The sequence below is a fragment of the Streptomyces sp. NPDC059002 genome (assembly GCF_042740435.1).
Taxonomy (GTDB): Bacteria; Actinomycetota; Actinomycetes; order Streptomycetales; family Streptomycetaceae; genus Streptomyces.
This window is the reverse complement of record NZ_JBHYJI010000024.1, coordinates 76,350-97,095: the sequence shown is the minus strand read 5'-3', so window position 1 is coordinate 97,095 and position 20,746 is coordinate 76,350. Positions and strand designations below refer to the sequence as shown.

Sequence of the window (20,746 nt, the reverse complement as noted above, 5' to 3'; positions counted from 1 at the left end):
AGGCCGCTCCGGCCCCGCGCACGCGCCGTCGTGCGACCCGTCGGGCCTCCGCCCCGGCCGGTGCGCCGCAGGCCGCCGCCGAGGTGACGGAGCCCGCCGAGGCCGCCGCGCCCGCCGAGCCCGCCAAGGACGAGACCGCGGCCGAGGAGGCCGCTCCGGCCCCGCGCACGCGCCGTCGTGCGACCCGTCGGGCCTCCGCCCCCGCCGGTGCGCCCCAGGCCGCCGCCGAGGAGCAGGCCGCCCCGGTCGAGGAGGCCCCCGCCGCCGAGCCCGTGGCCGAGCCGGTCGCCGAGGACGCCGCGCCGCGTCGTACGCGCCGTCGTGCCACCCGCAGCGCCTCCGCGCCCGCCGGTGAGCCGAAGGCTGCGGAGAAGGCCGCGGAGCAGGCCGCCGAGACCGCGGAGCCGGTGGCCGCCGAGAAGCAGCCCGCCGAGACCGCGGAGCCGGTGGCCGCCGAGAAGCAGCCCGCCGTCGAGGAGGCCGCGGAGGCCGAGGCCGCGCCGGCCCCGCGCCGTCGCCGTGCCACCCGCAAGACCGCCGCCGCCGGATTCTCGGCCCCCGCCGGGCAGAAGGCCCGCAGGGCGCAGAGCGCCGACGAGTCCGCCGAGGACGGCGGCCGCAAGCCCGCACGCCCGGCCGTCGCCGTCTTCCAGGCGCCGGTGTTCGCCGAGCCGATGTTCCAGACCCCGGAGCGCGCCGCCGCTGCGGCCGCCGCCGAGGCCGCGGAGGAGCCCGCCGAGCCCGTCGAGGCCGCCCCCGTGGCGGAGGAGGAGACGACCCCGCGCCGTCGCCGCCGCCGTCGCGCCGCGGACGAGCAGCCCGCGGCCGCCGAGGAGCGCGAGCCCGTCAAGGCCGCCGCCGAGCAGCCCGCCGACGAGCCGGTCGAGGAGGCCGCCGAGCAGGCCGAGGCCGACGACGAGACCGAGGAGTCCGGCGAGCGCCAGGGCCGTCGGCGCCGTCGTGGTGGCCGTCGCCGCCGCCGCGGTGACTCCGCCGACCAGGACGGCGAGCAGCAGGACGCGTCCGACGAGGCCGCCGAGCAGTCCGACGAGGACGCCGCGGACGGCGCCGAGCAGGAGGCCGACGAGGCGGAGGAGACCGAGTCGGCTTCGGAGTCCGGTGGTTCCGGCTCCAGCAGCAGCCGTCGCCGTCGTCGCCGTCGTCGTCGCGCCGGTGACTCCGCCGAGGGCGAGCCGGGCGACGGCGACCCGGAGCGCACGGTCGTCAAGGTCCGTGAGCCGCGCAAGAAGGAAGAGCGTGAGCCCGGCACCGGCGCCGACGAGGTCCAGTCCATCAAGGGCTCGACGCGTCTGGAGGCCAAGAAGCAGCGCCGCCGCGAGGGCCGTGAGCAGGGCCGTCGCCGGGTGCCGATCATCACCGAGGCCGAGTTCCTGGCCCGCCGTGAGGCCGTCGAGCGCGTGATGGTCGTCCGCCAGAACGGCGAGCGCACCCAGATCGGCGTCCTCGAGGACAACGTGCTCGTCGAGCACTACGTCAACAAGGAGCAGGCCACCTCGTACGTCGGCAACGTCTACCTGGGCAAGGTCCAGAACGTGCTGCCGTCCATGGAGGCCGCCTTCATCGACATCGGCAAGGGCCGCAACGCCGTGCTGTACGCCGGTGAGGTCAACTTCGAGGCGCTCGGCATGGCCAACGGGCCGCGCCGCATCGAGTCCGCCCTGAAGTCGGGCCAGTCGGTCCTCGTGCAGGTCACCAAGGACCCGATCGGTCACAAGGGTGCCCGTCTGACCAGCCAGGTCTCGCTGCCGGGCCGCTACCTCGTGTACGTCCCCGAGGGCTCGATGACCGGCATCAGCCGCAAGCTGCCCGACACCGAGCGCGCGCGTCTGAAGACCATCCTCAAGAAGATCGTCCCCGAGGACGCGGGCGTCATCGTGCGCACCGCCGCCGAGGGTGCGAGCGAGGACGAGCTGCGCCGTGACGTCGAGCGTCTGCAGCAGCAGTGGGAGGACATCCAGAAGAAGTCGAAGGCGGCGTCGACGAGCTCGCCGAGCCTGCTGTACGGCGAGCCGGACATGACCGTCCGCGTCGTGCGCGACATCTTCAACGAGGACTTCTCCAAGGTCATCGTCAGCGGCGACGACGCGTGGCAGACCATCCACGGCTATGTCTCGCACGTCGCGCCCGACCTGGCGGACCGCCTCTCCAAGTGGACCTCTGAGGTCGACGTCTTCGCGACGTACCGGATCGACGAGCAGCTCGCCAAGGCCCTTGACCGCAAGGTCTGGCTGCCGAGCGGTGGTTCGCTGGTGATCGACAAGACCGAGGCGATGATCGTCGTCGACGTCAACACCGGCAAGTTCACCGGTCAGGGCGGCAACCTCGAAGAGACCGTGACGAGGAACAACCTCGAAGCGGCCGAGGAGATCGTGCGCCAGCTGCGCCTTCGTGACCTCGGCGGCATCGTCGTCATCGACTTCATCGACATGGTCCTGGAGTCGAACCGCGACCTCGTCCTGCGGCGCCTGCTCGAATGCCTCGGGCGTGACCGTACGAAGCACCAGGTCGCCGAGGTCACCTCGCTCGGCCTGGTCCAGATGACCCGCAAGCGCGTCGGCCAGGGCCTGTTGGAGTCCTTCTCCGAGACCTGCGTCCACTGCAACGGCCGCGGCGTCATCGTGCACATGGAGCAGCCGACCTCCGCCGGTGGCGGCGGCAAGCGCAAGAAGCGCGGGCGCGGCGGCTCCGACCACGGCCAGGACAACGGCCACGAGCACACGCACGAGCACGAGACCGAGGCCGTCGAGGCCGTCGAGTCCGAGGCCGAGGTCGCGGCGGAGGTCGCCGCCCCGGTGGCGCTGCCCGAGCCCGAGTTCGTCGCGGACGAGGAGCTGTACAGCAGCGCGGCCGAGGCCGAGGCGGCCGCTTCCCGTGGCCGTTCGCGGCGCCGGGCGACCCGCCGTGCCTCGGCTCCGGCGGGTGCCCCGCGGGCGGAGTCCGCTCCGGAGGAGGCCCCGAAGGCGGCGGCTCCGAAGGACGACGCCCCCAAGGCGGCGGCTTCGAAGAAGTCGGTCAAGAAGGCCAAGGCCGCGGAGAAGGCGGCCGCCAAGGCCGCCAGGACCGAGGCGGAGGCCGAGGCGCCGGTCGTCGTCGAGGACGAGGCCCCGCGCGCGGCGGCCCCGGCCGCCGAGGACCCGGTGGTCGGCACGCCCGAGGCCGCCGAGGCGGCGCAGGAGACCGTCGTCGAGGCTCCCGCGGAGGACGCCGCGCCCAAGGGACGTACGCGCCGTCGTGCGGTCCGCAAGGCGACGTCGCCCGCCGGTGCGCCGAAGACCGCCGAGAGCGCTGAGAGTGCCGAGAGCGCCGAGTCCGACGCGGTGGTCGTGGCCGAGGCGCCCAAGGAGGCACCCGCGGCCGAGCCGGTGGCGGAGCCCGTCGCCGAGCCGGTGGCCGCCTCCGTGGCCGAGGCGCCCGTCGCCGACGCCGCTCCGGCCCGTCCGCGCCGCCGCGCGGTCCGCAAGGCCACCGCGCCGACCGCCTCCGAGGAGACGGCCGTCGTGGTCGTCCCGTCGGAGAAGGCCGCCGAGCAGGCCGCGCCCGATGAGGCCCCCGCCGAGGAGGCCGCCCCGGCCAAGAAGGCGGCGCGCAAGACGGCCAAGAAGGCGACGGCGAAGAAGGCCGCCACCAAGAAGACCGCGGCCAAGAAGACGGCCGCCAAGAAGACGACGGCCAAGAAGGCGTCGAAGACGACGGCGAAGAAGGCCGCGGCGGCGGAGCAGTCGCCGTCCGGTGTCTCCGCCAGCGCCGCCAGCGAGGGCTGACCCCTTCGCACCCCTGGTGCCCCCTGCCCGGCGATCTCGTCGGGCAGGGGGCACCGGCATGTCAGGGGAACCGCATCAACGCAGCTCGAAAGCGTGAAGAGCGCCACCCGCCCTTGGAGCGTGGGAAGTTACCTGTAAAACTCATGCGATCTGATAAGTGCACAGAGGCGTGAGCGTGCGGTTGGGGAGACCGCGCGCCCGCGTCAGGGGAGGGATGACGGATGGCGCCTGCGCGTCTGTGGGGCACGGGCCGACACCGTGCCGCGAAACCGGTCAAGGGCGGACGTCAGGCGGTGGCGCTCGCCACGGTCCTTTCGGCGGCCGGGCTCCAGGCCGTGGGGTCCGCGGGGAGCGCCCAGGCGGACCAGGCGGCGCAGACCTGGACCGAGGGGCCGATCTTCAACGATCCGAAGGGCTCCGCCGACGAGCAGTACGCGATACGTACGCGCCTCATCGAGCTGACGAACTCCGCGGTGCCGGGCTCGACGATCAAGGTGGCGGTGTACCACGTGTGGGAGGCCACGGTCGTCAACGCGCTCGTGGACGCCAAGGACCGCGGTGTGCACGTGCAGATCCTGCTCGACGAGACCAGCAGGAGCGACCGGCCGGCGAACACCTCGTACAACACGCTGGTGACGGCCCTCGGCAAGGACAGGACCAAGCCCTCGTTCGTGACGCTCTGCCCGACCGGGAAGTCCTGTCTGGGCGATCCCCGGTACGGCAAGTCGATCATGCACAACAAGTTCTGGCTGTTCTCCGAGGTCGAGGGCGCCAGGGACGTCGTCGTACAGACCACGTCGAATTCGACGCCGTCGGCGCACACCAAGTTCTTCAACGACGCGCTGCTGCTGCCGGACAACCCCGCGATGTACGACGCGTACGCCGACTACTTCACCGACATGCTCGGCAAGCGCTGGGCGGACTGGGACTACCGCACGGTCAGCAGCGGCCGCTACAAGTCGTACTTCTTCCCGCGCAACGGCACGGTCAACGAGACCGACACCATGTACTCGGTCCTGAACAACGTGAAGTGCACCTACAAGGACGCGGCGGGCACGACGCAGCGGACCAAGGTGCGCGCCGCCATCTTCAAGATCACGCGGAAGCAGATCGCCGACAAGCTCGTCTCGCTGCAGAAGGCGGGCTGCTCGGTGAGCATCCTGTACGCGGAGACGGACAGCGCCAAGAGCCAGAACGGCACCCCGGGCACCTGGGAGCAGCTGCACGCGTCCGGCGGCCCCTCCGTGCGCTGCTACAACGACGACCGGGACCCGCTGAACCCCGGCGCCAAGCTGGGCACGCCCTACATCATCCACTCGAAGTACCTGCTCATCGACGGCATGTACGACGGCAAGCGGAACAAGCTCTCCTTCACCGGCTCGCAGAACTACACGGCGCCCGCGCTGCGCGAGAACGACGAGGCGATCGTGAAGGTCGACGACGACTCGGTGCACGACACCTTCCGCGCGCACTTCGACCGCACGCGGGCGGTGGCCTGGCCGGGCAGTGCCGACAAGACCGATCTGTGCAAGGGCGTCAAGCCGCTGCCGCCGGACGGCGAGAATCCGACCACGTGAGCGGGGGTGCGGGGCCGGTTTGACCCTAACGGGCGGGCCCCGTAACCTTGACCGTCGGCGTGTTCATATGCACGACCACCCCCTGTAAACCTTTTTCCTCCAGAGCCATGGGCGCCGCCCGGGCCCGGGAGAGGCCGCCCGCTTCTGCGGACGGCTGGACTGCGGGGGTTCCGTTCCGAGCGAGAGAGAGATCCGCGTGTACGCCATCGTGCGCAGCGGTGGTCGCCAGCACAAGGTTGCTGTCGGCGACATCGTTGAGGTTGACAAGATTTCCACCGCCAAGGTTGGCGACACGGTCGAGCTCTCGACCCTGCTCGTTGTCGACGGCGACGCTGTGACCAGCGACCCGTGGGTGCTTGCCGGCATCAAGGTCCAGGCCGAGGTCGTGGACCACCACAAGGGCGCGAAGATCGACATCCTTCGCTACAAGAACAAGACCGGCTACCGCCGTCGCCAGGGTCACCGTCAGCAGTACACGGCGATCAAGGTCACCGGTATCCCCACGGCTGCGAAGTAAGGGACTGAGACAAGATGGCACACAAGAAGGGCGCATCGTCCACTCGGAACGGGCGCGATTCCAATGCTCAGCGGCTCGGCGTGAAGCGCTTCGGCGGTCAGGTCGTCAACGCCGGTGAGATCCTGGTCCGCCAGCGCGGTACCCACTTCCACCCGGGCTCCGGCGTCGGCCGTGGCAAGGACGACACCCTGTTCGCGCTGGACGCGGGTGCGGTGGAGTTCGGTACCCACCGTGGCCGCAAGGTCGTGAACATCGTTCCGGTCGCCTGAGTCGTCTTTCCGACTGACTAGGCGCTCGTCGAGCGAGTTCTGCGAGGGCGGACCTCTCTTCCCGGTGATCGGGAAGCGGGTCCGCCCTTCGCGTGTTACAGCTAACGCGTAAAAGACATTTCCGTACGCCCCCTCTGCCCTAAAGGCGTGGGGGGACCCCCAGGAGGCACCGAACCATGACCACCTTCGTGGACCGCGTCGAGCTGCATGCCGCCGCGGGTAACGGGGGCCACGGCTGTGCCTCCGTCCACCGTGAGAAGTTCAAGCCGCTCGGCGGCCCCGACGGTGGCAACGGCGGCCGTGGCGGTGACGTGATCCTGGTCGTCGACCAGGACGTCACCACGCTCCTCGACTACCACCACAGCCCGCACCGCAAGGCCACCAATGGCCAGCCCGGCGCCGGCGACAACCGCTCCGGCAAGGACGGCCAGGACCTCGTCCTGCCGGTCCCGGACGGCACCGTCGTCCTCGACAAGGAGGGCAACGTCCTCGCCGACCTGGTCGGCCAGGGCACCACCTTCGTCGCGGGCCAGGGCGGCCGCGGCGGCCTCGGCAACGCGGCGCTCGCCTCCGCCCGGCGCAAGGCCCCCGGTTTCGCGCTGCTCGGTGTGCCCGGCGAGGAGCGGGACGTCGTCCTGGAGCTCAAGACCGTCGCCGACGTGGCCCTGGTGGGCTACCCGAGCGCGGGCAAGTCCTCGCTGATCTCCGTGCTGAGCGCGGCGAAGCCGAAGATCGCGGACTACCCGTTCACGACGCTCGTCCCCAACCTCGGTGTGGTGACCGCGGGTTCGACCGTCTACACCGTCGCCGACGTGCCCGGACTCATCCCCGGCGCCAGCCAGGGCCGCGGCCTCGGCCTCGAATTCCTGCGGCACGTCGAGCGCTGCAGCGTGCTCGTGCACGTCCTGGACACGGCGACCCTGGAGTCCGACCGCGACCCCGTCTCCGACCTCGACGTCATCGAGGAGGAGCTGCGGCAGTACGGCGCGGGCCTGGAGAACCGGCCGCGGATCGTCGTCCTCAACAAGATCGACGTACCCGACGGGCAGGACCTCGCGGACCTCGTGCGGCCCGACCTGGAGGAGCGCGGCTACCGCGTCTTCGAGGTGTCGGCCGTCGCGCACAAGGGCCTCAAGGAGCTGTCCTTCGCCCTCGCCGAGCTCGTCGGCCAGGCGCGTGCCGCCAAGCCGAAGGAGGAGGCGACCCGCATCGTCATCCGGCCCAAGGCCGTCGACGACTCCGGCTTCACGGTCAAGCGCGAGGACGACGGCATCTACCGCGTGCGCGGCGAGAAGCCGGAGCGCTGGGTGCGGCAGACCGACTTCAACAACGACGAGGCCGTCGGCTACCTCGCGGACCGGCTCAACCGCCTCGGCGTCGAGGACGAGCTGATGAAGGCGGGCGCCCGCAGCGGTGACGGCGTCGCCATCGGCCCCGAGGAGAACGCGGTCGTCTTCGACTGGGAGCCGACGATGATGGCGGGCGCGGAGATGCTCGGCCGTCGCGGCGAGGACCACCGTCTGGAGGCCCCGCGGCCCGCCGCCCAGCGCCGCAAGGACCGCGAGGCGGAGCGGGACGAGGCGCAGCGCGAGTACGACGACTTCGAGCCGTTCTAGGTCACTCCCGGCCCCATGCGAAAAGGCCCCCCGGAGCTTCTGCTCCGGGGGGCCTTTTCGCATGCGCGGGCGCTTACGCCGTGACCGAGTCCTCCGCGCCGTTCGACTCCGTCGCGTCCTGCGCCATTTCCTCCGCCGCGTCCTCCGCGGCGCGCTGGCCGGGGATCTCCGCGTCGACGCGGGCCGACATGCGGGCGCGGCGGGCGTCGGACTTGGCGCACAGGGCCTGGGCCGCCGCGTTGAAGCGGGCCAGGGAGGGCGGGTCGGAGGGGCCGAGGAGGTGCTCCTTGAGTCCGGCCCTGGCCTCCGCGTACGCGTCGAGCTCCGGGTTGCGTACGGCCTTCAGGAGCGCCGTGACGCCGTCCGCCTCGGGGGTGAGGATCGTCGCCGCGGACGCCGTCGGGAAGCTCGCGCGGAACTCGCCCTCGGACATGCCCGCGGTGTTGGCGACGGCGTACGGCTTCTCGCTGCTCAGCCAGTCGGAGACGACCGAGGAGACGTCGCTGATCAGCAGGTCCGCCTGGTTGAAGCAGGAGAAGATCGCCGGTCGCGCGGACGTGATGATCTGGTGCTCCCACTCGGGGAAGGACGCCCAGAACGCGGTCTCCCACGCGGCCGTCGCCTCGGCCACCGCGGCCTGCTGGCCGCCGCCGGGGGTGCCCTGGAGCATCATGCGCTCCTGCTCGTCGGCGCTCTTGCGGAAGCTGCGGGCGGTCAGCGTGTCCAAGTCGGCGGCGCGGCGCGCCAGTTCGGCCGCGGCCTCGGGGCCGGGGCGCGCGCCGGAGCGCTTGGTGTTGGCCGCGAGGATCATCGCCTTGATGCGCTCGTTGGCGGCGCCCGCCGCCGGGTTCTGCGAACCGGTCATCGGGTGCGGCTTGTAGAGGAGGCGCACGCCGGGGTCGGCGAGCAGCTCGCGGACGATGTTCTCGCCGGCCAGGACCACCGAGGTGTTGCCGGGGTTGCCGTCCCAGCCCTCCCAGGTGGGGGCGTACAGAACGGTCGTGTACGGGCCGGTGGGCGCGCCCGTCGACGGCCGGATCGGCGACAGCTGGGGGCGGCCGACCTCGACCACGTCCTTGTCCTCGACGCCGATGTCGGCGGCCTGGTAGCGGTCGCGGGCCGCGGGGCCCGCGACCCAGACCTCGTCGTACGCCTTCGCGTAGGGGTTGCAGGAGGACAGCTTGTCGCTCTCGCCGTGGTTGATGAAGGCGTGCTTGATCGAGGGGATGCGCAGGACCTGCGAGGTTTTCGCGGCGTTCGCCGGGTGCAGCATCATCTTCAGCGTCGAGGTCTCCAGGGAGAACATCGTCGCGACCTTCGGGAAGCAGATGATCGGGACGTCCGTGGCGTCGATCTTCTGCACCATGAACCGCTCGCGGAGCACGATCAGCGGCTTGCCGTCGAGGCTGGAGAGCGTGGAGAGCCACATGTTGGCCTGGTACGCGGACGTGGTGCCGCCGGAGAAGTACATCGCGACGGTCGGCTGGTACTCGGCGAGCCACTCGTCGAGCCACTCCGTGACCCGCTGGTCGTTCTTCGCCCGCTTCTTCGGCAGCAGCCAGGTGGCGAGGTAGAGCGCGCCGGCGCCGATGAGCGTGATGGAGATGGCGAGTCCGATGCCGCCCCAGTAGGCGTCCGTGGTCACCGCGGTGAGCATCAGGCCGATGGTGGTGGGCACCGAGAACGTCAGCAGGCGGTGGGCCTGGCGGCGGGACAGGATGCGCGGGGGAGCGGCCGTGAGGTGGAGCTTCGACGCGTCGATGTTGCGCGTGACGATCGGCAGCGCGCGGGTGCGGCGCACCAGGACGGCGGCGGCCTGGCAGCCGAAGTGCAGCGCGTAGAAGGCGAGCAGCGCGATGGTCAGCGGCGACTGCTCGGCCAGCGGCGAGATGCCGTCGATGCGCAGCAGGCCGACCAGGATCAGCATGTCGCGCAGGAGCTGGCGCACCGTGACATCGAAACGGATCTTGCCAAGGAGGGAGAGCAGCCCCGGCTGCTTGTACTGCAGATAGATGTCGAGCGCGAGGTTCGCGACTGCCGCGGCGACGAACACCGGGACGTAGGGGAGCAGCGCGGTCACGAGCTGGGCCGTGAAGAGCGCGAACATCGAGAACAGCGCGGTCAGCTGCACGATGCGGCGGGGGGCGAGTCCGGCAGAGGGCACGGGCTTTGGCTCCTGGCGGGGATGGGGGTGAGGGACTGGGGGGAAGTCGACCACTGACCGTATGACGTGCGGCGGCTCCCTAGCAATCTTCCGTGACATCAATCACCGGATAAAGGGGCAAAGGGACTGAACCTCGGGAGCCTTTTTTGCCTCTGACTCAAATACGGCTCTCATCAGCCGAGGCCCCGCTCCGGTCGGCCCCGCTCTCCCGCCCCGGTCCGCCCCTCGGAATGCGGAGGCGTGCGGGCCATAGCCTCGCGTAGATTGCTGGTCCGGAGCATGGGGATCGCAGATCCGACGCATTGGGATCAATTGGGGAAGCGCGTGGCAGCGGCAAGGCAGTCAGTGGCAGAGGCGCGGCGGGCCGTCGTCAAGGTCGGATCCTCATCCTTGACCACCGCATCGGGGGGCCTGGACGCGGACCGCGTTGACGCACTCGTCGATGTACTGGCCAAGAGCCGCAGCGGAGGCGAGCGCGAGATCGTGCTCGTGTCCTCCGGTGCCATCGCGGCGGGGCTCGCGCCGCTCGGCCTGGTGCGGCGCCCCAAGGACCTGGCCCGCCAGCAGGCGGCCGCCAGCGTCGGGCAGGGGCTGCTCGTGGCCCGCTACACCGCCTCCTTCGCGCGGTACGGCGTACGGGTCGGTCAGGTGCTCCTGACCTCCGACGACATGGCCCGCAGGGCCCACCACCGCAACGCGTCCCGCACCCTCGACCAGCTCCTCGCCATGGGCGCGCTGCCCGTCGTGAACGAGAACGACACCGTGGCGACCGACGAGATCCGCTTCGGCGACAACGACCGGCTCGCCGCCCTCGTCGCCCACCTCGTCCACGCCGACCTGCTCGTCCTCCTCTCCGACGTGGACGGCCTCTACGACGGCGACCCCGCCAAGCCGGGCACGTCCCGGATCTCCGAGGTCACCGGGCCCGCCGACATAGCGCACGTGCAGATCGGCAGCGCGGGCAAGGCGGGCGTCGGCACCGGCGGCATGGTCACCAAGGTCGAGGCCGCGCGGATCGCCGCGGCCGCCGGGATCCCGGTCGTGCTGACCTCCGCGAGCCAGGCGGGCGACGCCCTCGCGGGCCGCGCGACGGGCACGTACTTCCACCGCACGGGACGCCGCTCGGCCGACCGGCTGCTCTGGCTGCAGCACGCCTCCGAGCCGCGCGGCGCGCTCACCCTCGACGACGGGGCGGTGCGTGCGGTCGTCGAGGGGCGCAAGTCGCTGCTGCCCGCCGGGATCGCGTCGGTCGAGGGCGAGTTCACCGCGGGCGACCCGGTCGAACTGCGGGACTCCGCGGGGCGCCCCGTCGCGCGCGGTCTGGTGAATTTCGACGCCAAGGAGATCCCGCTGCTTCTCGGCCGCTCCACCAGGGACCTGGCGCGCGAACTCGGACCCGCGTACGAACGCGAGGTCGTGCACCGGGACGACCTGGTCCTGCTGCACGCTTAGCGGGCCCGGCCGCCGTACGAATGGACGGCCTGACCGCCCCACGAACCCCACCGGCCCCGGCCGAAAACCGTCGCGAACGCTTCGCGCCGACCGGCCCGTGGGAGGTGAAACTCCCCAAAACCGCCCCGCGGGACCGCTTGGCCTGCTCAACTTTGTTGAAGACAGTTCCGCACGACCGTTGCGTATCCGCACCACCATTGCGTAAAGGAGGCCGTCGTGAGACGAGTGCGCCCAGGGGCGGCGTCCCGCGGTTCGGCTGAGCGGGCGCTGACGAGCGTCGCCGCGGGGGCGGCGTACGAGAGCGACCCGTACGAGGCGCACGAGGGCGAAACGCGCGAGAGCAGGGAGGGCGAGACCGTGGAGGCGCCCCGACTGTGGCACGTCACGCTGAGCGTCTCGGGCGCCGAAGCCCCGTTGAAGGAGGTCAGGCGAGGTCTCGAACAGCTCGCCCACGACCATCCCTTTCTCCTCACCAGCAGATACGCCCCCGACCACGCGGAGATCCGCTACTGGGAGGAGGCCCGTGATCTGCACGACGCGGCCGCGGTCGCACTGCGGCTGTGGGGCGAGCACCGGCAGAGCGCACAGCTGCCGCCGTGGGAGATCGTCGGGCTCGAAGTGATCGACCGCGACACCTATCACCAGCGCATCGCCGAGGGGTACGGCCCGCTGCCGGCGACGCCGGTGGGCGTGCATCCGTTTTGAGCCGTCGTCCCCGGGCCGCCGTCCCGCGGTCTCGGGGACTGGAATACCGGGTGGACGCCCGCCGCGCGGGGATTACGCTGCGGTCATGACGTCGCTCTCTCCCGTCTCGCCCTACGACAACCTCTCGCCGGTCGCCCAGGCCGCCTACCGCGCCCGCGGCGCCGCCGCCACGCTCGCGCCACTGCCGCGCGCCGCCAAGGACGACGCGCTGCTCGCGATCGCCGACGCGCTCGAGGTGCGGACCGCCGAGATCGTCGAGGCCAACGCCGAGGACATCGCGCGCGCCCGCGAGGCCGGGACCGGCGAGGGCATCATCGACCGGCTCACCCTCACCCCCGAGCGGGTCCGCGCCATCGCCGCCGACGTGCGCGACGTGGCGGCCCTGCCCGACCCGGTCGGCGAGGTCGTCCGCGGCTCGACGCTGCCCAACGGCATCGACCTGCGCCAGGTCCGCGTCCCGCTCGGCGTCGTCGGGATCATCTACGAGGCCCGCCCGAACGTCACCGTGGACGCCGCCGCCCTCTGCCTGAAGTCCGGCAACGCCGTGCTCCTGAGGGGCTCCTCGTCGGCGTACGCGTCGAACACGGCGCTGGTACGCGTCCTGCGCGACGCCGTGCACGGGGCCGGTCTGCCCGCCGACGCCGTCCAGCTCGTCCCCGGCGAGAACCGCGACTCCGTACGGGAGCTGATGCGCGCCCGCGGCCTCGTCGACGTGCTCATCCCGCGCGGCGGCGCCTCCCTGATCAAGACCGTCGTCGAGGAGTCCACCGTCCCGGTCATCGAGACCGGCACCGGCAACTGCCATGTGTACGTGGACGCGCGGGCCGACCTCGACATGGCCGTCGACATCCTGATCAACTCCAAGGCGCAGCGCCCCAGCGTCTGCAACGCCGCCGAGACGCTGCTCGTGCACAAGGACATCGCCGACGCGTTCCTGCCGCGCGCCCTGGACGCCCTCGCGGAGGCCGGCGTGACCGTCCACGCGGACGAGCGCGTCCTCGCGTACGCCGAGGGCTCCAAGGCCACCGTCGTGCCCGCCAGCACCGAGGACTGGGAGACCGAGTACCTCTCGTACGACATCGCGGCCGCCGTCGTCGACACCCTGGAGCAGGCCGTCGAGCACATCCGCCTGTGGACCTCGGGGCACACGGAGGCCATCGTCACCACCTCCCAGCAGGCCGCCCGCCGCTTCACGCAGCTCGTGGACTCCACGACGGTCGCCGTGAACGCCTCCACGCGCTTCACCGACGGCGGCCAGTTCGGCTTCGGCGCCGAGATCGGCATCTCCACGCAGAAGCTGCACGCGCGGGGGCCGATGGGGCTGCCCGAGCTGACCTCGACGAAGTACATCGTGACGGGCGACGGTCATGTCCGTTGACCGGCGATGGCGTTGAGGGTCACACCCGCTGAATTCCCGTACCGTCTGCCCAAATTGCCCCTTCCAGGTCTACGCTGGAAGGGTGCCGGAGGACGTGGGGGGCACGCCGTCGTTCCCTGACGGCTGGGAGCCCGACGACGACCACGACCGCGGGGGTGCGGACGAAGAGTTCGCCTCCGTGGTCTTCGACGAGGACTTCGTACGGGCCGCGGAGATACATGAACCGACGGCCGTGGAGCGGCTGTTGGCGGCCGCGGAGGCCCGCGCCGAGGCGTCCGAGGCGGAGGCCCGCAGGGCCCGCACCCGCGGATCCGGCCACGAATCGCCGGACGACGATCTCTACGAAGACGGCTTCGGCGCCGACGCCGCCGAGTTCGGCCTCGACGACGACGATCTCGACGACGCGTACGAACAGGACTCCTTCGAGCAGCGGTACGGCCGCCCGGGCCGCCACCCCGGACGCACCCGCTGGCACCGCACCGTGGCCTGGATGCTCGCCCTCGTGATGGGCATCGGCATGGTCGCCCTCGCCTTCACCGCGGTCTACCGGGGCGCCTCGTCGGGCCGCCAGGAACGGGTGCCCGCGCCCGCCTCCACCGAAGTCGGACAGGGCTCCGGCAAGGGGGCGTCCACCAGTCCCTCCGCCTCCGCCGAATTCGGCCAGCCCGCGGTCCCCGCGGTGCCGCGCACCCCGTGATGGCGTGAACCCGCGCCCACCCGCGCACAGTTGTCGAAACTTGTCGTGTACCAGGGCGTTTACCTGACGGCCCGGAGACCTACCCTGAAAGTATGGGCGGGCCAGGAGACCCACCTGCGGGGGAACCCGAAGGCGCTCCCAACGGTGGCGAGGACGAGTACCGATCCGTCGTCTTCGACGAGTCGTTCGTGCGTGCTGCACGCCTCCAGGAGTTCTCCGCGCAGGAGCGGATGGGCGACCACGCGCGCGCCGTCCGGCGCCGCTCCTCGGTCCAGCGGAGCCTCTCCCGGCAGGCCGTGATCCTCGTCGTCCTGATCGCGGTGGCCTTCGGCACGGCGATCTACATGGGCATCAGGCACCCGGCCCCCGCCCCGGCGGGCAAACGCCCCGAACCACTGCGGATGACGGTGATACCGCTCGCCCCGCAGGGCCGCGTGCCCGGCGCAAGGAAGGTCGCCGACCTCTACGCGCACAGCCCGGCCGCGCAGTTCAGGGTGGGCGCAGAAGGCATCAACATCCCTGCCGTACGCCGCACTTCACACTTCTCCGACGGCCAGGTGACCACCGCGCTGACCACCGCCAAGGACTATCTCGTCGAGTCCTCGCTCGACCCCGACGTGCTCACCGGCGGCTCGACGCGCCCCGTGCGGATCCTCGTCGACCCCGAGCAGCTCGGCCAGTTCGACCAGAGCTTCACGCACCCGGTCGCGGACGGGCGGCACGCGGCCACCGGCTGGCTGGTGCGGTTCGACCCGACGCGGGCCGTGCTCGCCGACAGGGGAGTCAGGGTGCAGGGCACGCTGCGGGCCTCCGAGACGGACAAGGACACCCTCGAGGTGATCTCGGACCACACCTTCGTCTACGCGCTGCGGCCCGTCGGCGAGGAGCACGCCGACGCCTCCCTCTTCACCGTCCGCCGCGAGCTGCACTTCCGCTTCGACCGCGACGACCTGCGGATGCGCCAGGCCGAGCTGCTCGTCAGCTACGTCCAGGCGGGGCCGCTCGCCTGCCCGGCCGACTCGGCGGACCGGCTGCGGCCGCTGCTCGCGGGGCAGAAGGCGAAGGCGGGCGGGCCCGCGGGCACCGACCCGTACGCGACGGGTGGTGCGACGGCGCTGTGCGGGACGCTGGCGGCGTCCGCGCAGCCCTGGCTGTGAGGGGTGCGGGGGGGCGTACAGGGGGCGTACGAGGGGGTCACTTCCCGTCGTCGTCCGGGGCGCCGTCCCCCGGGCGGCTGTCGTCCTGGCCGCCGCCGCCCTGACCCTGGCCGCCCTGCCCCGTGAACTTGCCGCGCAGCTTGCCGCCCAGGTCGCCCGCGCCGCCCGCGATGTCGCTGACCAGCTTCATCAGCGGGTCCTTGCTGTTGCGGACGTTGTCGGCGTACGACGATGCCGACTGGCGGAAGGAGTCGGAGACCGAGGTGTCCTTGTCCTCGTCGCGGCGCGGGTAGTGGCCGTCCATGATCCGCTGGTAGTCGCGGGACTCGGCCCACTTCTTCAGCTCGGCGGCGCGCACGGTGGTGAAGGGATGCGTGCGCGGCAGGACGTTCAGGATCTTCAGCACGGAGTCGCGCAGGTCGCCCCCGGCCTCGTACTCCTCGGCCTGCTCCAGGAACGCGTCCACGTTCATCTCGTGCAGGTGGTTGCCGCCCGCGATCTTCATCAGGCCGCGCATCGACGCCCGCAGGTCCTGGCCGACCAGGAGGCCCGCGCGGTCCGCGGAGAGCTCGGACTTGCGGAACCACTCGCGCAGCGCCGTCACGATCGCCATGATCGCGACATTGCCCAGCGGGATCCACGCGACCTTCAGGGCGAGGTTCGTGAGGAACAGCAGGATCGTGCGGTAGACGGAGTGGCCGGAGAGGGCGTGGCCCACCTCGTGACCGACGACCGCCCGCATCTCCTCCTCGTCGAGCAGCTCGACCAGGCCCGTCGTCACGACGATGATCGGCTCGTCGAGGCCGATGCACATCGCGTTCGGCACCGGGTCCTGATTGACGTACATCGGCGGGACCTTCTCCAGGTCCAGGATGTAACAGGCGTCCCGCAGCATGGTGTTGAGGTGCGCGAACTGCGCGTCGGACACCCGCACCGAGTCCGAGAGGAACAGCAGCCTGAGGCTGCGCTCGGGGAGCAGGCCGCTGAGCGCCTTGAAGACCGTGTCGAAGCCGCTGAGCTTGCGCAGGGCCACCAGGGCCGAGCGGTCCGCCGGATGCTCGTACGCACGTGACGAGATCCCGGGGAAGCGCCTGCGCTGCCGGCTCGGCACGCTCTCGTGGCCGCCGTTCTCCAGGCCGCCGTTGTGGTCGTCGGTCATGCCGCATCCCCCATGTCTCGTCCTCTGCTGCCCCCGAGGTGGGACCCAGCGTAGGCGGAGATACCGTGACAGGGCAGCACACCTAAGGAGTAGTCCTCATGGAGCACACCCCCGCGGCCACCTGGGTCACCGAGGCGGCCACGGCTGCAGGACAGCAGGGGCTCGGCACTCCGCTCCGCATCGTCCTGCTCGCCATGATCGTGGGCAGCGTCCTCGTCGGCTGGCTGCTGCTGCGCGGATACCGCCAGGACGACGACGACCGCAACGGCTGAGTCGGCGTGAGCCGGAACGAGGCCCCCGCTTACGATGGGCCAGAAATCTTTATGTCCATCCCACCTCCGGATAGGTCCTGCCTGAGATGAGCCTCCACAGCACCGCCGCCCAGCTGGTCACTCTCGCCTCCGAGGGCGGCGAGCACGGCGGCAACCACGAAAGCCTCAGCCCCCTCCTGACCGGCGGTGGCGCGTTCGTCGTGCTCCTGCTGCTCCTGTGGATCACCACGCGCTTCAACCGGGACCGCTGAGCGGCCGTCCCCGAAAGGGACCGCTGAAACGGAGCCCGTCGACCGGGCCGGTAGGGTCTGCACGCATGGGAGAGCAGGACATGCCTACCGGTCCGGGGACCGGTCCGGTGAGCAACGGCAAGCGCCGCCTGGGCGTCATGGGCGGCACGTTCGATCCGATCCACCACGGACACCTCGTGGCGGCCAGTGAGGTCGCGGCGCAATTCCACCTCGACGAGGTGGTGTTCGTGCCGACCGGGCAGCCGTGGCAGAAGAGCGACAAGCAGGTGTCACCCGCCGAGGACCGTTATCTGATGACGGTCATCGCGACCGCCGAGAACCCGCAGTTCTCGGTGAGCCGCATCGACATCGACCGCGGCGGTGCCACGTACACCACGGACACCCTGCGCGACCTGCGCGCACTCAACCCCGACACGGACCTCTTCTTCATCACGGGCGCCGACGCCCTCGGCCAGATCCTCACCTGGCGGGACACGGAAGAGCTGTTCTCCCTCGCGCACTTCATCGGAGTCACCCGCCCCGGGCATACGCTGGCCGATCCGGGTCTGCCGAAGGGCGGCGTCTCCCTGGTCGAGGTCCCGGCCCTGGCGATCTCCTCCACGGACTGCCGCGCGCGGGTCTCCAAGGGCGACCCCGTCTGGTACCTGGTGCCGGACGGTGTGGTGCGTTATATCGACAAGCGCGAGCTGTACCGCGGCGACTGAGCCGAGAGGGGCACCGGTGAACGACCGACAGTACGACCCGTATGCGGGCAGCGATCCGTATGCGGGCGAGTACGCGGCTGATCAGTACCAGATCGTCGGGTACGACGAGTACGGGCGGCCGGTGTACCAGCAGGTGCAGCAGCAGGCGCAGCCGCAGTCCCAGATGCCGTCGCAGCAGCCTCAGCAGCCTCAGGGGTACGGGTACGACCCGTACGCGGGGCAGCAGGGGTACGACACGGGTTACGACCCCTACGGGGGTGCCGGAACCGCTGGAACCTCGTACGACACCGGTAATGGGTGGATCCCTCAGCAGCAGCAACCGCCTCTGCAGCAACCGCCTCAGCATCAGCCACCGCAGCAACAGCAGGTGCCTCAGCAGCAACACCAGCAGCAGGCGCCCCAGCCGCAGAAGGACCCCGAGCCCGCGCGGCGTGCGCCGGAGCGGGAACCGCGGCGTGCCCCGCAGTCCGAGGCCCAACGCGAGTACAAGACCGAGCAGTTCTCGTTCATCGAGGAGCCGGACGAGGACTCCGAAGACGTCATCGACTGGCTGAAGTTCACCGAGAGCCGCACCGAGCGGCGCGAGGAGGCCAAGCGGCGCGGGCGCTCCCGCGTCGTCGCCCTCGTCGTGGTCCTCGCGCTCGTCGTCGCGGGCGGCGTCGGCTATCTGTGGTTCGCCGGCAAGCTGCCCGGCCAGTCGGACGACAAGGGCGGCGCCGCGGCGGCCGCGGGACCGCAGAAGCGCGACGTGATCGTCGTCCATCTGCACAACACCAAGAGCAAGGACACCTCCACCGCGCTCCTGGTGAACAACACCACCACCAAGCAGGGCGCCACCGTCCTGCTGCCCAACTCCCTTGCCGTCTCGGACGACGACGGTGCCGCCACGACGCTCGGCAAGTCCGTCGACGACGACGGTTCGACCGGCACCCGCGAGTCGATCGACACGGTGCTCGGCACCGAGGTCGAGGGCACCTGGCGGCTCGACACCCCGTACCTGAACAACCTCGTCGAGCTCGTCGGCAACATCGACATCGACACGAACACCGACGTGCCCGATCCGAAGGCCAAGAAGGGCGAGGCGCCCCTGGTGAAGAAGGGCGACCAGCAGACCCTGAGCGGCCCGATGGCCGTCGCGTACGCCACCTACCGGGCCTCAGGCGAGGACGAGAACGCGCAGCTCACCCGGTTCGGCCAGGTCATGCAGGGCATCCTGCGCAAGCTGTCGTCGGACCCGCAGGCCGCGACCACCACCGTGCAGTCCCTCGCACAGATCCTCGACCCCTCGCTCGAGGAGAAGGACCTCGGCGCCTTCCTCGCCAAGCTCGCCGACCGCGCCAAGGGCGGCGACTACACGACGACGCTGCTGCCCGTCCAGCAGGACGGCACGCTGACCGAGAAGACCGGCGACAGCGTCGTCAAGGACGTGCTCGGCGGCGCGGTGAAGAGCCCGGAGAAGGGCGCGGCCGTGCGGGTCGGCGTCAAGAACGCCTCCGGCACGAAGGACGCGACCCAGAAGGCCAGGGTCACCCTGGTCAACGGCGGCTACACCTACGTCGACGGCGGCGCGGGCGCGGCGGCTCAGCCCACCTCGCAGGTCACCTACGCCGACGCGGCCAAGAAGACCCAGGCCACCGAGGTCGCGAAGACCCTCGGCCTGCCGGCGAGCGCCGTACGCAAGGGCAAGACGTCGGCCAACGCGGACGTGTCCGTCGTCCTCGGCCAGGACTACAAGGCGGGGTGACGGAGCAGACAGGGGGATCGAGTAATCGTCTGGGGCGCCGTCGGCGGTCCGTGAGACCCTTGGGGTGTATCCACCACCCGAAGGAAAGCTCTCTAGTGACCGCCACGGACCGCTCCACCGAGCTCATCAACGTCGCCGCCCAGGCGGCCGCCGACAAGCTCGCGCACGACATCATCGCGTACGACGTCAGCGACGTGCTGTCGATCACGGACGCCTTCCTGCTCGCCTCCGCACCCAACGACCGCCAGGTCAAGTCGATCGTCGACGAGATCGAGGAGCAGCTGAACAAGCAGCTCGGCGCCAAGCCCGTCCGCCGCGAGGGGGACCGCGACGCCCGCTGGATCCTCCTCGACTACGTGGACATCGTGGTGCACGTCCAGCACAGCGAGGAGCGCGTCTTCTACGCCCTCGAGCGCCTGTGGAAGGACTGCCCCGAGATCGAGCTGCCCGCGGACGCCAAGGCGACCCGCGGCAAGGCCGCCGAGCACGCCGAGCAGCAGGCCGCGGAGGAGGCCGACCTGGACGGTGAGCTGAGGTGAGCAACCGCGGCTGCCGGATCATCCTGTGGCGGCACGGCCAGACGTCCTGGAACCTGGAGCGCCGCTTCCAGGGCTCCACGGACATCGAGCTGACCGAGACGGGTGTCTCCCAGGCCAGGCGCGCCGCCCGGCTGCTCGCCTCCCTGAAGCCGGACGCCATCGTCGCCTCCGACCTCAAGCGGGCGGCGGCCACGGCCGGTGAGCTCTCCGCGATCACCGGTCTCCCCGTCACGCACGAAGAGGCGCTCCGGGAGACGTATGCCGGTGAGTGGCAGGGTCTGACGCACGACGAGATCATCGCGCGCTTCGGCGACCAGTACGCCGCGTGGAAGCGCGGCGAATCGGTTCGCCGTGGCGGCGGCGAGCTGGAGACCGAGGTCGCCGACCGGGCCGCGCCCGTCGTCCTCCGTCACGCGGACAAGCTGCCCGACAACGGCACGCTCGTGGTGGTCAGCCACGGCGGCACCATCCGCACCACGATCGGTCGCCTCCTCGGTCTCGAATCCCACCACTGGGAGGGGCTCGGCGGTCTCTCCAACTGCTGCTGGTCGGTCCTCGGCCAGGGCGCGCGGGGCTGGCGGCTCCTCGAGCACAACGCGGGCACGCTGCCGGAACCGGTGCTCGGCGACGACGACTGAGCACCCCGGACCCGCTCCGGCGGGCGGCCGGACCCGGATTTCACATTCCGGCTGGTCGCAGGCTAAAGTTCTTCTTGTTCGCCCGCCGAGCGGGAAGAACACAAGGGGCTATAGCTCAGTTGGTA

18 protein-coding genes and 1 tRNA gene (1 of these 19 running past the window's edge) are annotated in these 20,746 nt (G+C 71.1%); 17 read left to right on the top strand and 2 right to left on the bottom strand.

All coding sequences use genetic code 11. The features are described from left to right. The 5 genes from ACFWZ2_RS22385 to obgE form a co-directional block, all read left to right on the top strand. Nucleotides 1–3,782, top strand: a 3,782-nt coding sequence (locus tag ACFWZ2_RS22385; protein ID WP_384548248.1) for a ribonuclease E/G, incomplete at its 5' end; no start/stop codon positions are given. Between the two features lie 221 nt (nt 3,783–4,003). Further along, nucleotides 4,004–5,359: a phospholipase D-like domain-containing protein gene (locus tag ACFWZ2_RS22380; RefSeq protein WP_384548247.1), complete on the top strand. Its 1,356-nt coding sequence runs from the start codon at nt 4,004–4,006 to the stop codon at nt 5,357–5,359. 196 nt (nt 5,360–5,555) lie between these two features. Beyond that, the gene (gene rplU, locus ACFWZ2_RS22375; protein WP_045947825.1) at nt 5,556–5,876 is read left to right on the top strand and encodes a 50S ribosomal protein L21; all 321 of its coding nucleotides are present in this window, start codon (nt 5,556–5,558) and stop codon (nt 5,874–5,876) included. A gap of 14 nt (nt 5,877–5,890) precedes the next feature. Continuing rightward, nucleotides 5,891–6,145 carry a 50S ribosomal protein L27 gene (gene rpmA / locus ACFWZ2_RS22370; protein ID WP_010986870.1) on the top strand — a complete coding sequence of 85 codons (255 nt, stop codon included), beginning with the start codon at nt 5,891–5,893 and terminating at the stop codon, nt 6,143–6,145. Between the two features lie 176 nt (nt 6,146–6,321). Beyond that, nucleotides 6,322–7,761: a GTPase ObgE gene (obgE, locus tag ACFWZ2_RS22365; RefSeq protein ID WP_384548244.1), complete on the top strand. Its 1,440-nt coding sequence runs from the start codon at nt 6,322–6,324 to the stop codon at nt 7,759–7,761. A 73-nt stretch (nt 7,762–7,834) separates the two neighbouring features. Here the strand turns inward: obgE and ACFWZ2_RS22360 are convergent, their stop codons facing one another. Continuing rightward, complete coding sequence (locus ACFWZ2_RS22360) at nt 7,835–9,925, bottom strand: hypothetical protein (RefSeq protein ID WP_384548242.1); 2,091 nt, start codon at nt 9,923–9,925, stop codon at nt 7,835–7,837. Between the two features lie 345 nt (nt 9,926–10,270). Between ACFWZ2_RS22360 and proB the strand changes: the two genes are divergently transcribed. The 5 genes from proB (at nt 10,271) to ACFWZ2_RS22335 (ending at nt 15,314) form a co-directional block, all read left to right on the top strand. Then, complete coding sequence (gene proB / locus ACFWZ2_RS22355; protein ID WP_384548240.1) at nt 10,271–11,377, top strand: glutamate 5-kinase; 1,107 nt, start codon at nt 10,271–10,273, stop codon at nt 11,375–11,377. Between the two features lie 225 nt (nt 11,378–11,602). After that, nucleotides 11,603–12,082 (top strand): hypothetical protein, encoded by a 480-nt coding sequence (locus tag ACFWZ2_RS22350; protein WP_384548294.1) that lies wholly within the window; start codon nt 11,603–11,605, stop codon nt 12,080–12,082. An 85-nt stretch (nt 12,083–12,167) separates the two neighbouring features. After that, nucleotides 12,168–13,460 (top strand): glutamate-5-semialdehyde dehydrogenase, encoded by a 1,293-nt coding sequence (locus tag ACFWZ2_RS22345; RefSeq protein ID WP_384548238.1) that lies wholly within the window; start codon nt 12,168–12,170, stop codon nt 13,458–13,460. An 82-nt stretch (nt 13,461–13,542) separates the two neighbouring features. After that, on the top strand, nt 13,543–14,157 hold the full coding sequence (locus tag ACFWZ2_RS22340; protein ID WP_384548236.1) for a hypothetical protein: 615 nt from the start codon (nt 13,543–13,545) through the stop codon (nt 14,155–14,157). 92 nt (nt 14,158–14,249) lie between these two features. Further along, on the top strand, nt 14,250–15,314 hold the full coding sequence (locus ACFWZ2_RS22335; RefSeq protein WP_384548234.1) for a hypothetical protein: 1,065 nt from the start codon (nt 14,250–14,252) through the stop codon (nt 15,312–15,314). A gap of 37 nt (nt 15,315–15,351) precedes the next feature. On the opposite strand, the gene ACFWZ2_RS22330 is transcribed toward ACFWZ2_RS22335, so the two are convergent. After that, nucleotides 15,352–16,473, bottom strand: coding sequence for a M48 family metallopeptidase (locus ACFWZ2_RS22330; RefSeq protein WP_384548232.1), 1,122 nt, complete (start codon nt 16,471–16,473; stop codon nt 15,352–15,354). Nucleotides 16,474–16,571: 98 nt separating this feature from the next. Here ACFWZ2_RS22330 and ACFWZ2_RS22325 point away from each other — a divergent pair, with 98 nt between their 5' ends. The 7 genes from ACFWZ2_RS22325 to ACFWZ2_RS22295 form a co-directional block, all read left to right on the top strand. Beyond that, nucleotides 16,572–16,745 carry a hypothetical protein gene (locus tag ACFWZ2_RS22325; RefSeq protein WP_384548230.1) on the top strand — a complete coding sequence of 58 codons (174 nt, stop codon included), beginning with the start codon at nt 16,572–16,574 and terminating at the stop codon, nt 16,743–16,745. 86 nt (nt 16,746–16,831) lie between these two features. Beyond that, nucleotides 16,832–16,996, top strand: coding sequence for a hypothetical protein (locus ACFWZ2_RS22320; RefSeq protein ID WP_363273364.1), 165 nt, complete (start codon nt 16,832–16,834; stop codon nt 16,994–16,996). Between the two features lie 65 nt (nt 16,997–17,061). Then, nucleotides 17,062–17,700 (top strand): nicotinate-nucleotide adenylyltransferase, encoded by a 639-nt coding sequence (gene nadD, locus ACFWZ2_RS22315; protein ID WP_384548228.1) that lies wholly within the window; start codon nt 17,062–17,064, stop codon nt 17,698–17,700. A gap of 16 nt (nt 17,701–17,716) precedes the next feature. Continuing rightward, nucleotides 17,717–19,444, top strand: a complete 1,728-nt coding sequence (locus ACFWZ2_RS22310) for an LCP family protein (protein ID WP_384548226.1) — start codon at nt 17,717–17,719, stop codon at nt 19,442–19,444. A gap of 95 nt (nt 19,445–19,539) precedes the next feature. Further along, a complete protein-coding gene (rsfS, locus tag ACFWZ2_RS22305; protein ID WP_384548224.1) occupies nt 19,540–19,983 on the top strand; it encodes a ribosome silencing factor in 444 nt (147 codons plus the stop codon). Continuing rightward, nucleotides 19,980–20,621 (top strand): histidine phosphatase family protein, encoded by a 642-nt coding sequence (locus ACFWZ2_RS22300; protein ID WP_384548222.1) that lies wholly within the window; start codon nt 19,980–19,982, stop codon nt 20,619–20,621. Before rsfS ends, ACFWZ2_RS22300 begins: the two co-directional genes overlap by 4 nt. Before the next feature lie 104 nt (nt 20,622–20,725). Further along, nucleotides 20,726–20,746: transfer RNA gene (locus ACFWZ2_RS22295), tRNA-Ala, on the top strand (it continues 152 nt past the right edge of the window).

What these genes read in the sequence shown, in the direction of transcription:
- ACFWZ2_RS22345 (WP_384548238.1), top strand. Translation starts at nt 12,168, where the DNA reads ATGACGTCGCTCTCTCCCGTCTCGCCCTACGACAACCTCTCGCCGGTC.
- ACFWZ2_RS22335 (WP_384548234.1), top strand. Translation starts at nt 14,250, where the DNA reads ATGGGCGGGCCAGGAGACCCACCTGCGGGGGAACCCGAAGGCGCTCCC.
- rpmA (WP_010986870.1), top strand. Translation starts at nt 5,891, where the DNA reads ATGGCACACAAGAAGGGCGCATCGTCCACTCGGAACGGGCGCGATTCC.
- ACFWZ2_RS22380 (WP_384548247.1), top strand. Translation starts at nt 4,004, where the DNA reads ATGGCGCCTGCGCGTCTGTGGGGCACGGGCCGACACCGTGCCGCGAAA.
- ACFWZ2_RS22325 (WP_384548230.1), top strand. Translation starts at nt 16,572, where the DNA reads ATGGAGCACACCCCCGCGGCCACCTGGGTCACCGAGGCGGCCACGGCT.
- ACFWZ2_RS22320 (WP_363273364.1), top strand. Translation starts at nt 16,832, where the DNA reads ATGAGCCTCCACAGCACCGCCGCCCAGCTGGTCACTCTCGCCTCCGAG.
- obgE (WP_384548244.1), top strand. Translation starts at nt 6,322, where the DNA reads ATGACCACCTTCGTGGACCGCGTCGAGCTGCATGCCGCCGCGGGTAAC.
- nadD (WP_384548228.1), top strand. Translation starts at nt 17,062, where the DNA reads ATGGGAGAGCAGGACATGCCTACCGGTCCGGGGACCGGTCCGGTGAGC.
- ACFWZ2_RS22330 (WP_384548232.1), bottom strand. Translation starts at nt 16,473, where the DNA reads ATGACCGACGACCACAACGGCGGCCTGGAGAACGGCGGCCACGAGAGC.